This window comes from Brevundimonas sp. (assembly GCF_004210735.1).
GTDB lineage: Bacteria > Pseudomonadota > Alphaproteobacteria > Caulobacterales > Caulobacteraceae > Brevundimonas.
The window spans coordinates 26,713-37,569 of sequence record NZ_SDZL01000028.1 but is presented as its reverse complement, the minus strand read 5'-3'; the positions used below and the strand labels follow the sequence as shown (position 1 = coordinate 37,569).

General features: G+C 67.2%; 15 protein-coding genes. 8 read left to right on the top strand and 7 right to left on the bottom strand.

From position 1 onward, the window contains the following. Nucleotides 1–1,078: 1,078 nt before the first annotated feature. From EON91_RS08135 to EON91_RS08115, 5 genes are all read right to left on the bottom strand, one after another. Nucleotides 1,079–1,186: a DNA-3-methyladenine glycosylase I gene (locus EON91_RS08135; RefSeq protein WP_292093300.1), complete on the bottom strand. Its 108-nt coding sequence runs from the start codon at nucleotides 1,184–1,186 to the stop codon at nucleotides 1,079–1,081. A gap of 4 nt (nucleotides 1,187–1,190) precedes the next feature. Further along, a complete protein-coding gene (locus EON91_RS08130; RefSeq protein WP_292093299.1) occupies nucleotides 1,191–1,574 on the bottom strand; it encodes a hypothetical protein in 384 nt (127 codons plus the stop codon). A gap of 111 nt (nucleotides 1,575–1,685) precedes the next feature. Then, a complete protein-coding gene (locus EON91_RS08125) occupies nucleotides 1,686–2,267 on the bottom strand; it encodes a DNA-3-methyladenine glycosylase I (protein ID WP_292093296.1) in 582 nt (193 codons plus the stop codon). Nucleotides 2,268–2,341: 74 nt separating this feature from the next. Continuing rightward, nucleotides 2,342–3,121, bottom strand: coding sequence for a folate-binding protein (locus tag EON91_RS08120; RefSeq protein WP_292093295.1), 780 nt, complete (start codon nucleotides 3,119–3,121; stop codon nucleotides 2,342–2,344). 182 nt (nucleotides 3,122–3,303) lie between these two features. Continuing rightward, on the bottom strand, nucleotides 3,304–3,849 hold the full coding sequence (locus tag EON91_RS08115) for a hypothetical protein (protein ID WP_292093292.1): 546 nt from the start codon (nucleotides 3,847–3,849) through the stop codon (nucleotides 3,304–3,306). Between the two features lie 60 nt (nucleotides 3,850–3,909). Here EON91_RS08115 and EON91_RS08110 point away from each other — a divergent pair, with 60 nt between their 5' ends. The 7 genes from EON91_RS08110 to EON91_RS08080 all read left to right on the top strand — a co-directional run bounded on the left by EON91_RS08110 (nucleotide 3,910) and on the right by EON91_RS08080 (nucleotide 9,261). After that, nucleotides 3,910–4,866, top strand: a complete 957-nt coding sequence (locus EON91_RS08110) for a glycosyltransferase family 9 protein (protein ID WP_292093291.1) — start codon at nucleotides 3,910–3,912, stop codon at nucleotides 4,864–4,866. 57 nt (nucleotides 4,867–4,923) lie between these two features. Beyond that, nucleotides 4,924–6,261, top strand: a complete 1,338-nt coding sequence (locus tag EON91_RS08105) for a dihydroorotase (RefSeq protein WP_292093289.1) — start codon at nucleotides 4,924–4,926, stop codon at nucleotides 6,259–6,261. A gap of 60 nt (nucleotides 6,262–6,321) precedes the next feature. After that, nucleotides 6,322–6,987: a glutathione S-transferase gene (locus EON91_RS08100; protein ID WP_292093287.1), complete on the top strand. Its 666-nt coding sequence runs from the start codon at nucleotides 6,322–6,324 to the stop codon at nucleotides 6,985–6,987. Nucleotides 6,988–7,034: 47 nt separating this feature from the next. Continuing rightward, nucleotides 7,035–7,226, top strand: coding sequence for a hypothetical protein (locus EON91_RS08095; protein ID WP_292093284.1), 192 nt, complete (start codon nucleotides 7,035–7,037; stop codon nucleotides 7,224–7,226). Between the two features lie 133 nt (nucleotides 7,227–7,359). Further along, a complete protein-coding gene (gene greA / locus EON91_RS08090) occupies nucleotides 7,360–7,833 on the top strand; it encodes a transcription elongation factor GreA (RefSeq protein ID WP_292093281.1) in 474 nt (157 codons plus the stop codon). Between the two features lie 4 nt (nucleotides 7,834–7,837). Beyond that, nucleotides 7,838–8,287 carry a VOC family protein gene (locus EON91_RS08085; protein ID WP_292093278.1) on the top strand — a complete coding sequence of 150 codons (450 nt, stop codon included), beginning with the start codon at nucleotides 7,838–7,840 and terminating at the stop codon, nucleotides 8,285–8,287. Next, a complete protein-coding gene (locus EON91_RS08080) occupies nucleotides 8,284–9,261 on the top strand; it encodes a mitochondrial fission ELM1 family protein (protein ID WP_292093277.1) in 978 nt (325 codons plus the stop codon). Before EON91_RS08085 ends, EON91_RS08080 begins: the two co-directional genes overlap by 4 nt. A gap of 8 nt (nucleotides 9,262–9,269) precedes the next feature. Here the strand turns inward: EON91_RS08080 and EON91_RS08075 are convergent, their stop codons facing one another. After that, a complete protein-coding gene (locus EON91_RS08075; RefSeq protein ID WP_292093275.1) occupies nucleotides 9,270–9,470 on the bottom strand; it encodes a hypothetical protein in 201 nt (66 codons plus the stop codon). 88 nt (nucleotides 9,471–9,558) lie between these two features. Beyond that, nucleotides 9,559–9,768, bottom strand: a complete 210-nt coding sequence (locus EON91_RS08070) for a hypothetical protein (protein WP_292093272.1) — start codon at nucleotides 9,766–9,768, stop codon at nucleotides 9,559–9,561. Between the two features lie 47 nt (nucleotides 9,769–9,815). On the opposite strand from EON91_RS08070, the gene trxB reads away from it, so the two are divergent. Then, complete coding sequence (trxB, locus tag EON91_RS08065; RefSeq protein WP_292093270.1) at nucleotides 9,816–10,847, top strand: thioredoxin-disulfide reductase; 1,032 nt, start codon at nucleotides 9,816–9,818, stop codon at nucleotides 10,845–10,847. Nucleotides 10,848–10,857 lie beyond the last annotated feature (10 nt).

Genomic DNA, 10,857 nt, shown 5'->3' with positions numbered 1-10,857 from the left:
GACCAAGGCCCCCCGCAAACCCGCAGCCAAGGCCGCCCGCCCGCCAGCACCTCCAGCGCCAGCGTCGGAATCGCGCGGGCGGCCTTGGCTGCGGGTTTGCGGGGGGCCTTGGTCATGGGCGCGCCATGCCATGAACGCGGGCGGAGCGGAAGAGTCGAGGACCTGGGCAGTCAAGGTCCGGTGCGGCCCGTGTCGACCGAGGGTGGAAAACCGACCTGCTCCCGCAAGACTTTAGGGGGTTGTTCGGGAGCGCGCTGAAAGCGCCGGGACAGATCGTAGGCGATCCTGGGTGCACTTCTTTGCATCCAACGAATTCTCATCGACAAAGTGGAAGCCGTGTCGCGCAAAGCCGGGTGGAACCGGGATGTGATGAAACACTCCCCCATCGATACGCGCCCCGCACGCGGTTGCGGCTTGAATGATGGCGCTCACTTCCGTGCCTTCGGGCACCCAATATGATCCAGTTTCGGGAGGCGCCCAGTAAATGTCGTCGTGCTTGGTGCTTTGGGACGCCGCACAGCCCCCAGTCAAAATGAAAGCGCCCACTGCCCATGTGCTCAGCTTAATCGTCATACGATCTGTCAGTCTTCGCGTGTCCGTAATGGGTGGGATACGCCGTTGCCCTAGGGTAATCGCTCGCATGTCCGTCAAGGGCACGCGACGCGCGCTATGTGGTCGAGCGTCTTTAGCGCAACGATCTTTCGGCCGACAAGATCCTCTTCTTCCAGTAACTGGCCCGCGAAGGCGAGCGTTAAACAAAGAGGCTCCGATTTGTTGGATTCTCGTACTCGACTAGCTATCAGATTGCGCGCCTCGTCACCCTCGATTCGCACTGAATAAAACTCGCCATTCGCCGCTCGAAATGACGAGTGGCCAAGCACCACCTGCAAAACCCCGCTGAATCTTTCATCCGGCACGGATTGACTGGATACGCTCGCACATCCTGCCGAACCCAAAGCGAGCGCGATGGCCGCCCCTCGGCACCGTCCAATGAAAATGGCAGATGAGGTTGTCATAGGACGAGCTTAAGCGTGGACGGCGATGTCCGCTACGAGTCGATGCGGGGCATCGCACCCATTCAGGCCCTGGCGACCGTCGCGCCAACCTCCCCATGCCTGAAGCACGTGGTCTGGTGGTCGTTGACCATGCCGACCGCCTGCATGAAGGCAGTTGATGGTCGCCTTATATCCCTATGAGGCGGGGCAGGTTTCTTGGTTCAGAACCAGCGTTCTGGTGTCACCGGTTTCAGGAAACTCATAGACGTAACGGTAAGTCACGCCACGCGCGATAAACATTCCCACGCTGGCGCAGCCGGAAGCCGTCATGTCATCAAAGCCGGAAACGACATCGTCAGGAGTCATGTCCTTCACTTCAATCGCATAGCTCATTTCGCGGCCGGCGAGCGCCACCGATTTAAAGGTGAAGCCTTCACCCGCTACCCGAGGAAGACTGGCTTGTTCTGACTGCACTCTACGACGGAGATAGGCATCAAGCTCTGCCTCAGTGGCAGGCACAGCCTGAGCGACTGGTGAGCTCGCCACGAGCATAAGAAAGAGTCCAGGCAGAACAGTCATTTCAACCTCTTCGGTACGTACTAAAGCCGCGCCATCCAGCCATGGATACAGCCATAGATCTTTACCGCCAAGGTTGTCGTAGCAGGTGACTGCGAGCAGCCGTCGAACCGTTCAACCCACCTCCCCATGCCGGAAACACGTCGTCTGGTGGTCGTTGACCATGCCGACCGCCTGCATGAAGGCGTAGGTGATGACCGGGCCGCAGAATTTGAAGCCGCGCGCCTTCAGCGCCTTGGCCATGGCGACGCTCTCGGCCGTCTGGGTCGGCGCCTCGCGGAAATGGCTCCACTGGTTCCGGATCGGCGCACCGCCGACGAAGGACCATAGCCACTGACTGAAGTCCTGCCCCTGATCCCGCATCTCCAGCCAGATGCGCGCGCCGCCGATGGCCGCGTCGATCTTGGCGCCGGATCGGATGATACGCGGGTCGGCCAGCAGCCGCGCGCGGTCCGCCTCGCCATAGCGGGCGACGATCTCGGGGTCGAAGCCGTCGAAGGCGTCGCGCATCCCCTCGCGCTTCCTCAGGATGGTGATCCACGCCAGCCCGGCCTGGAACCCATCCAGCACCAGCTTTTCCCACAGGGTGCGTGCGTCATACTCGGGCACGCCCCATTCGGTGTCGTGATAGGCGATGTACAGCGGGTCCGTCGTCCCGCACCAGCCGCAGCGGCCTTCAGCGTGTGAATCGGTCATGCGGGGGATGTTGCCCGGATGTTCTGGGCAGCGAAACCCTCAATTCTCCCCCGCTTCGCAGGGGAGAAGAAGGGTCAGGTCAGCCACCCCGGCATTTCCACTCGCACCGGTCGCCCGTCCACCGTCAGCGCGCCGTCCAGCCGGTCCAGGCGCAGCAGAGCCATGGCGCGGCCGCCGGACCCGCTCAGCACCTCGCCCGCGCGCAGGTCGCCGTTCAACACCTCGGCCCCGAAGGGCGGCGGGGCGCCGTCAAAGGCGATGGGCGCCATCCGCTTTTTCAGCGTGCCGCGCCGCTTCATGCGTGAGGTCGTCTCCTGCCCCACGAAACAGCCCTTGGCGAAGTCGATGCCGTTCAGCAGGTCGAAATCCGCCTCGATCGGATAGGTGGTGTCCGGCGGCGCGTCGGCGCTGGGGTCGGGCACGCCCAGCGCCAGGCGATGCGCCTGCCAGTCGGCCTCGGTCGCGTCCAGCGGGCTCTGGTCGCCCCAGCGGCGCCCGCCCAGCGCGGGCAGGCGCGGGTCGGGCACAAAGCCCTCGACCGCCTCGCCCCAGGCGACATAGACGAAATCAGGCAGCGGCATGATCTGGACGTTCGCCCGCAGCCGGTACATCGCCAGCCGTTGCAACAGCGCGTCGCGCCGCTCGGCCGCCACATCCAGCACCACCCCGTCGTCCTCGCCCCACAGGAACAGGTCGAACAGCAGCTTGCCCGGCGCCGACAGCAGGGCGCCGAACCGCAGGGCGCCGGGCGCCAGCGTCTCCACGTCCTGGGTCAGCAGATTGTGCAGGAAAGGACCCGCGTCGGGGCCGCTGACACGGATAAGGGCGCGACTGTCGAGGCGGGCGATGGGCATGGGGTGAAGATAGGGACGCGGAGGCGACGGCTCCAGTCTTCCTTCTCCCCTTGCGGGAGAAGGTGGCCCGTCAGGGCCGGATGAGGGGTCTCGCTGCCGCCGGCCAGACGCCGATTTCAACGCCCCGCAACCCCTCATCCGTCTCGCTTCGCGAGCCACCTTCTCCCGCAGGGGGAGAAGGGTCAGGTCACCGCATATCTCTCCACAATCCCGTCCGGTTCGAAATCATGCCCGGCCAGCGTCTCCAGCGACCGCATCACGCGCGCCAGGAAGTCCGCCGGGTCGCCGTCTTCGATCGCCGGGCGCAGCCACTCTGTGACCACCGCCCGCGCCGGATAGGTTCCAACCGGGCCGGGCACGCTCAGCGCCACCTCGATCCCTTCGGCGATCCAGCCGGCGATGGTGATGAAAAACGCCTCCGACGCCAGGAAGTCGGACGGCCGCACGACGTACAGGGTGATGATCCCGTCCTCGACCCCGTCCGGGCGCACGATCACGCCGCTGCGGTCGGGGCGCCAGTCGTCCGACAGCTCGACCGCCCGCCACAGACAGAACCAGACCCGGCACGTCTGCGGCCGGATCGCATGGACCGAACAGCCCGCCCCGTCGACGCAATAGCCGCACAGCTGGCCCGTCGGCTTGGCCAGTTCCGGCAGGTTCAGCGGAATGACGCGGCAGCACTCGACGCAGCCGCCACAGTCGCGTCCAGGGATCAGGGGCAGGCTCATCGCCTGTCCTTGTCGGAGGCAGGCGACCGTGTCCACGCGAATCCGTGTAACCGTTAACGGATGAGCGGCCGCTTCCCCATTCTCTATATCGCCGAGGCCGACGCCGAAGAGGCCGTGATGTCGTCCGGCGTCCTGGCCTATCTGGTCGAGGCCATGCCCCAGGCGGACTTCACCGTGGTCGGATCGCCCGCCAGCGCGCCGCTGTTCGCCGACACGCCGCGCCTGACCCGCCTGCTGACGCTGGAGCGCGAGGGCCGCTGGGACTGGGTCGCCCTGTGGGACCAGTTGCGCAAGACGCGCTGGGGCCTGATCGTGGACATGCGCGGCTCGTCCCTGTCGGGCAAGCTGCGGCGCCAGAAGCGGGCCGTGCGCGGCGCGGTCGAGCCCGGCCTGCACGCCGTCGAACAGGCCGCCCGCGTGCTGCAGCTGGACGAGGTCCCGCCGCCGAAGCTGTTCTTCAGCCCCGAGACGCGGGCCATGGCCGACGCCCTGATCGGATCGAACCCGGCGCCCATCCTGGCCATCGGGCCGGGCGTCGACTGGATGGGCAAGAACTGGCCGGCAGAGCGCTACGCCAAGGTGGCCGGGCCCCTGTTGGCCGACGGCGGGCCGATGGCGGGCGGGCGGCTGATGATCGTCGGCGACGACGTCGACCGCGATTCCGCCCACACCATCCGCTTCGCCGTCAGCCGCAACCGGGTGATGGAGCTGCAGGGCAAGTTGACCCCGCTCCAGACCGCCGCGGCCCTGTCGCGGGCCAGCCTGTTCATCGGCGCCGACTCGCTGTGGACCCAGCTGGCGGTCGCGGCGGGCGTGCCCACGGTCGCCGCCTTCGGCCCTTCGGACGAGGCGGCGCGCCGCCCCTGGACCGGCGTCGCCGTGCGCGGCCCGCGTTCGCTGAACGAGTTCAGGGCCATCGACCCGCGCCTGAACCAGGCTATCCAGCATATGCTGGACCTGCCCTATGAGCGGGTGCTGAAGGCGGCCAGGAAACTGCTGGCCGAAAAGTCCGCCTGACCGGGCTTGTCCCCGGCGCCCATCGGTCGGCATATGCGCCTCGTTGAGGAGCCGACCATGACCCAGACTTACGACCTGATCGTTCGCGGCGGCGAGGTCGCCAATCACGCCGGGCGCGGCATGGCCGACGTCGGGGTGATCGACGGCCGCATCGCCTTCATCGGCGACCTGTCCCGGGCCTCGGCGGGCCAGGTCGTGGATGCGACCGGCCTGACCGTCCTGCCCGGCGTCATCGACACCCAGGTCCATTTCCGCGAGCCGGGGCTGGAGTGGAAGGAAGACCTCGAGACCGGCAGCCGCGCGGCCGCCCTGGGCGGCGTCGTCGCCGTGTTCGAAATGCCGAACACCAACCCCAACACCACCGATCCGGCGACGATGGAGGACAAGCTGGCCCGCGCCCGCGACCGGATGTGGACCGACCACGCCTTCTACATCGGCGGCACGCACGAGAACGCCGACCATCTGGGCGAGCTGGAGCGCCTGCCCGGCTGCTGCGGGGTCAAGGTCTTCATGGGCGCCTCGACCGGCGACCTGCTGATCGCCGATGACGACGGGGTGCGAAAGGTGCTGTCGAACGTGCGCCGCCGCGCCACCTTCCACTCCGAGGACGAGTATCGCCTGGCCGAGCGCCGCGACCTGGCCCGGACCGGCGACTGGACCAGCCACCCCGAGGTGCGCGACGCCGAAAGCGCCATCATGTCCACCCGCCGCCTGGTCGGCCTGGCCAAGGAGACCGGCGCCCGCATCCACGTCTTGCACGTCACCACGCGCGACGAGATGGAGTATCTGCGCTTCCACAAGGACGTCGCCACCGTCGAGATCACGCCCCAGCACCTGACCCTGGCCGCGCCCGAGGCCTATCAGCGGCTCGGCGCCTACGCCCAGATGAACCCGCCGATCCGGTCCCAGGACCACGTCGACGCCCTGTGGCTGTGGGGGATGCAGCAGGGGGTGGCAGACGTGCTGGGCTCGGACCACGCGCCGCACACGATCGAGGAAAAGTCCCGCCCTTATCCGGCTTCGCCGTCGGGCATGCCGGGGGTGCAGACCCTGGTGCCGGTCATGCTGACCCATGTCGCCAACGGCCGCCTGTCGCTGGAACGGTTCATCGACCTGACCTCAGGCGGGGCGCAGCGCGTGTTCGGCACGGCCAACAAGGGGCGGATGGCGGTCAGCTATGACGCCGACCTGACGCTGGTCGACCTGAAGGCCAGACGCACCATCACCCACGATCAGCAGGCCAGCCGCTGCGGCTGGACTCCGTTCGACGGTTTCGAGGCGACCGGCTGGCCCATGGCCACCATCGTGCGCGGCCGCGTGGTGATGCAGGACGGCGAGCTGATCGGCCAGGCCCACGGCCGCCCGGTTCGTTTCCAGGAAACCCTGAACGCCTGATCGCCAGTTGCCCCTGTCGCCGGGCTGGGCCAGTGTCGCCACGACTTGGGGGAAAGCCGCATGATCGTCGTCCATCACCTGAACGATTCCCGCTCGCAGCGGGTGCTCTGGCTGCTGGAAGAGCTGGGTCTGCCCTATGAGGTGAAACGCTATCAGCGCGACGCCAGGACCATGCTGGCGCCGCCTGAGCTCAGGGCTATCCACCCCCTGGGCAAGTCGCCGGTCATCGACGACGGTGATGTGCGCGTGGCCGAGACGGGGGCCATCGTCGACTATCTGATCGAAACCTATGGGCAGGGCCGACTGCGCGCCGCGCCAGGGACCGAGGACGGCCGCCGCTACAGCTATTGGCTGCACTATGCCGAGGGGTCGGCCATGCCGCCACTGCTGCTGAAACTGGTGTTCAGCCAGTTACCCCGCCGCGCACCGGCCCTGCTGCGCCCGCTGGTGAAGGGAATCGCCAGCAAGGCGCTGACCGGCTTTGTCGATCCGCAACTGCGCACCCATGCCGCCTTCTGGGAAGGCGAACTGGCCCGCTCGCCCTGGTTTGGCGGTCAGGCGTTCGGCGCCGCCGACATCATGATGAGCTTCCCGGTCGAGGCGGCCGCCTCTCGCGCCCTCGCCCTGACCGAATATCCGCGCCTTGCGGCCTTCCTGAAGGCGATCCACGCACGGCCCGCCTGGCAGCGCGCACTGGAGCGGGGCGGCCCCTACGCCTACGCCTGAACAATCACGGTTCTGCAACCGATGCCGCTGAACCGGGTTCTACAGCCATGCGACTCAGGACCATTCAGATCATAGCGGCGCTTACCGCAGCCTTGGCCTTTTGCCTCGCCTTCATGGCGGCAGGGGCTGCCCTGATATCAGGCCTGTTCATGCTGGCGGGGCTTTTCGCCCTGGGCTGGCTGGCCTGGAGCCTGATGAAACAGGTCGGCGCCGGCGGGTCGCGCAAGCGGCCCGTCTGACGCGCATCAACCGCTGCATCTTGAGTTTCAGGGACAGGCGCCCTAACCTATTCGGCCTGCCGCGCGCGCCCCGCGGCATGAGTCAGTAACGGTCTACGTCTCCAGTCGGGCGAAACAAGAAACTCACGACACAATGGAAAAAGTGCCGATGACGGCCGAGGGCTACCGTGTCCTCGACGATCAACTGAAGCAATTGAAGTCGGTGGAGCGGCCCAGCGTTATCGCCGCCATCGCAGAGGCCCGCGAGCACGGCGACCTGTCCGAGAACGCCGAGTATCACGCGGCCAAGGAACGTCAGGGCTGGATCGAGGGCCAGATCGCCGAGATCGAGGACAAGATCTCGCGCGCGCAGGTCATCGACGTGTCCAAACTGTCGGGCTCCCAGGTGAAATTCGGCGCCACGGTCACCGTGGTCGACGAGGACACCGAGGAAGAGGGCCGCTATCAGATCGTCGGCGAGCACGAAGCCGACGTGAAGCAGGGCAAGATCTCCGTCGCCTCGCCGATCGCCCGCGCCATGATCTCCAAGGAGGTCGGCGACGTGGTCGAGGTCAACACGCCCGGCGGCGTCAAGGCCTATGAAATCCTCAAGGTCGAGTGGAAATAAGATCATGACCGAACCGACCGGGACGCGTCCGCCTCTGGTGTCGCACGTCTCGGTCGGCGTCCGGGACATGACGCGCGCCGGTCGATTCTACGACGCGGTGATGGGCGCGCTTGGCGCGCGACGCGTCATGGAGCATCCGTTCGGCATCGGCTACGGCCGCACCTTCCCCGAATTCTGGGCCAGCCGACCGCACGACGACAAGGACCCCACGTCCGGCAACGGCGTGCATGTCTGCTTCAACGCGCCCGATCCCGAGACCGTCGTCCGCTTCCACCAGGCCGGACTGGACGCCGGCGGGTTCGACGAGGGCGCGCCCGGTCGTCGACCGCACTACGCCCCCGGCTATTACGCCGCCTTCCTGCGCGATCCCGACGGCAACAAGGTCGAGGCCCTGTGCTGGATCGCCGCCGAGACCACGATCCCCTCGCCCACCGGCCCGCGCACCGGCTCTTGAACGCGCCCCTGTCCATCCAGGTCGTCTCGGACGGTCGCACAGGCATCCAGAATCAGGCCCTGGGTCTGGCCGAGGCCGTCGCGCGCCTGACCCCCGCCGGGATCACCGTCAGCCATGTCCGCTGGAAGCCGCTGTTCGACCGCTGGCCTTCGGCGCTGAAGACGCCGGCGATGCTGGCGGCGGGGTCGTTCGATCCGCGCACCGTGACCGACTGGCCCGATCTGTGGATCGCGACGGGCCGCGCCAGCCTGCCCCTGTCGGCCCGCGTCCATGACTGGAGCGGCGGACGGACCTTCGTGGTCCAGACCCAGGACCCACGCTGGCGCAACGACGCCTATGACATGATCGTCGCCCCGGCCCACGACGGGCTGTCCGGCGACAACGTATTCGAGATCGTGGGCAGCCCGCACCGCGTCACACCGGAACGTCTGGCCCAGGCCGCGCCCGCCTTCGCCGACCGGATCGATCTCCTGCCGCATCCTCGTGTGGCGGTGATGATCGGCGGCCGGTCAAAGGCCTTTGACCTGACCGAGGCCCACGCCGCCGCTCTGGCCGACCGGATCGCTCAGGCGGTGCAGGCCGCAGGCGGCTCCCTGTTGCTGACGTTCTCACGCCGGACGCCGGACGCCGTACGGGCGGTCATGACGGCGCGACTGGCGGCCCTGCCGGGCTGGATCTGGGACGGGACGGGCGACAACCCCCTGTTCGCCATGCTGCTTGCGGCGGATCATGTGCTGGTGACCGAAGACAGCGCCAATATGGCGACCGAGGCCGCCGCGACCGGCAAGCCGGTGCACATCCTGCCCATGGTCGCGCGAGGGTCCGGCGACAAGTTCGCGCGCCTGCACGACAACCTGAGCGCACTGGGGATCGCCCGTCCGTTCGACGGCACGCTGGCGACCTGGACCTATCCGCCGCTGAACGAGACCGAACGCGCAGCGCAGGCCGTGCTGGAGGCCCTGCGCACCCGCTGAACTCCGGCTCAGTCGCCCAGGCTGCGGTTCTCGAAGCTGTTCGGTTCGTCCTGGGTGTTCCAGGCATAGACACCCACACCGATGAAGAAGCCGACCACCAGGCCGATCGCTCCACCTGACAAGGCGTCCCCGAACAGCACGCCGATCCCGCCGCCCAGCAGGGCGCCGCCGATCATGCAGACGATATAGTTGAGGGCGTGGCGGATCATGGGCTGTCGCTCCTGTGCAGCGCTCATCCTAGTCAGCGACGCGAAACCGTCTTCAACGATGCGACAAATGTGCGCCGGACATGACGGCTCAGCGACGACGTCCCCTGCGCGCGTCCAGCCCCGCCCCGACGGCCACGCCCAGACCGACACCGACCGCCAGACCCACGGGCATGTTTCCGGTGACGATCCCCAGGGCTGCGCCCAGACCGGCGCCGATGGCCAGGCAGACGCCGACGAAGCTGACGCCGTCGCCGCCCCGTTTGCCGCCACCCTGAGGCCTGGGATCATCGTTCGACATCGCATCCTCCGTCGCAATACGCCGCGTTCGACATTAGATTGTCGGACATGTCGATTCCATCCGCTCCCCGCCCAGATTCGCCCCGCTCCGTCCGCCTCGCCGTCATCGGTTCCGGCCCCGCCGGCTGGACCGCCGCCATTTATGCGGCGCGCGCCTCGCTGAACCCGGTGGTCATCGCCGGCCTGCAACCCGGCGGCCAGCTGACCATCACCACAGACGTCGAGAACTATCCCGGCTTCGCCGACGTCATCCAGGGCCCCTGGCTGATGGAGCAGATGCAGAAACAGGCCGAGCACGTCGGGACCGAGGTGATCCACGACATCGTGGTCAAGGCCGACCTGTCCCAGCGTCCGTTCCGGCTGACGCTGGATTCCGGCATGGAAATGCTGGCTGAGACGGTCGTCATCTCGACCGGCGCCCAGGCCAAATGGCTGGGTCTGGAGAGCGAGGCGAAATATCAGGGCTTCGGCGTGTCCGCCTGCGCCACCTGCGATGGCTTCTTCTATCGCGGCAAGCAGGTGGTGGTCGTCGGCGGCGGCAACACCGCCGTCGAGGAAGCGCTGTTCCTGACCAATTTTGCGGAAAAGGTCACCGTCGTGCACCGCCGGAACGAGTTCCGGGCCGAGAAGATTCTCCAGGATCGCCTGTTCGCCCACCCCAAGATCGAGGTGATCTGGGACGTGGCCATCGATGAAATACTGGGCGTCAGCGAGGCGGTAGGCACCAACGTCACCGGCGTCCGGCTCAAGAACGTCAAGACGAACGAGACGACCGAAATCCCCGCCGACGGCGTCTTCATCGCCATCGGCCACGCCCCGTCGTCGGAACTGTTCAAGGGCCAGTTGGAGATGAACGCGGGCGGCTATCTGCGGGTCAAACCGGGCACGACGGCGACCGCGATCGAGGGCTGCTATGCCGCCGGCGACGTGACCGACGACGTCTATCGTCAGGCCGTGACGGCCGCCGGCATGGGCTGTATGGCCGCGCTAGAGGCCGCGCGCTTCCTGGCCGAACAGGACCACATGGCCGCCGGCCACCCCATCAGCCACAAGGAAGCCGAGAAGATCGGCGTCTGGTGACGCGCCCCTT

Coding starts and splice junctions, on each gene's coding strand:
- EON91_RS08115 (WP_292093292.1), bottom strand. CDS start 3,849: ATGAGCCTGCCCCTGATCCCTGGACGCGACTGTGGCGGCTGCGTCGAG.
- EON91_RS08125 (WP_292093296.1), bottom strand. CDS start 2,267: ATGACCGATTCACACGCTGAAGGCCGCTGCGGCTGGTGCGGGACGACG.
- EON91_RS08130 (WP_292093299.1), bottom strand. CDS start 1,574: ATGACTGTTCTGCCTGGACTCTTTCTTATGCTCGTGGCGAGCTCACCA.
- trxB (WP_292093270.1), top strand. CDS start 9,816: ATGTCGATTCCATCCGCTCCCCGCCCAGATTCGCCCCGCTCCGTCCGC.
- EON91_RS08110 (WP_292093291.1), top strand. CDS start 3,910: ATGAGCGGCCGCTTCCCCATTCTCTATATCGCCGAGGCCGACGCCGAA.
- EON91_RS08100 (WP_292093287.1), top strand. CDS start 6,322: ATGATCGTCGTCCATCACCTGAACGATTCCCGCTCGCAGCGGGTGCTC.
- EON91_RS08070 (WP_292093272.1), bottom strand. CDS start 9,768: ATGTCGAACGATGATCCCAGGCCTCAGGGTGGCGGCAAACGGGGCGGC.
- EON91_RS08085 (WP_292093278.1), top strand. CDS start 7,838: ATGACCGAACCGACCGGGACGCGTCCGCCTCTGGTGTCGCACGTCTCG.
- EON91_RS08075 (WP_292093275.1), bottom strand. CDS start 9,470: ATGATCCGCCACGCCCTCAACTATATCGTCTGCATGATCGGCGGCGCC.
- greA (WP_292093281.1), top strand. CDS start 7,360: ATGGAAAAAGTGCCGATGACGGCCGAGGGCTACCGTGTCCTCGACGAT.
- EON91_RS08095 (WP_292093284.1), top strand. CDS start 7,035: ATGCGACTCAGGACCATTCAGATCATAGCGGCGCTTACCGCAGCCTTG.
- EON91_RS08105 (WP_292093289.1), top strand. CDS start 4,924: ATGACCCAGACTTACGACCTGATCGTTCGCGGCGGCGAGGTCGCCAAT.
- EON91_RS08120 (WP_292093295.1), bottom strand. CDS start 3,121: ATGCCCATCGCCCGCCTCGACAGTCGCGCCCTTATCCGTGTCAGCGGC.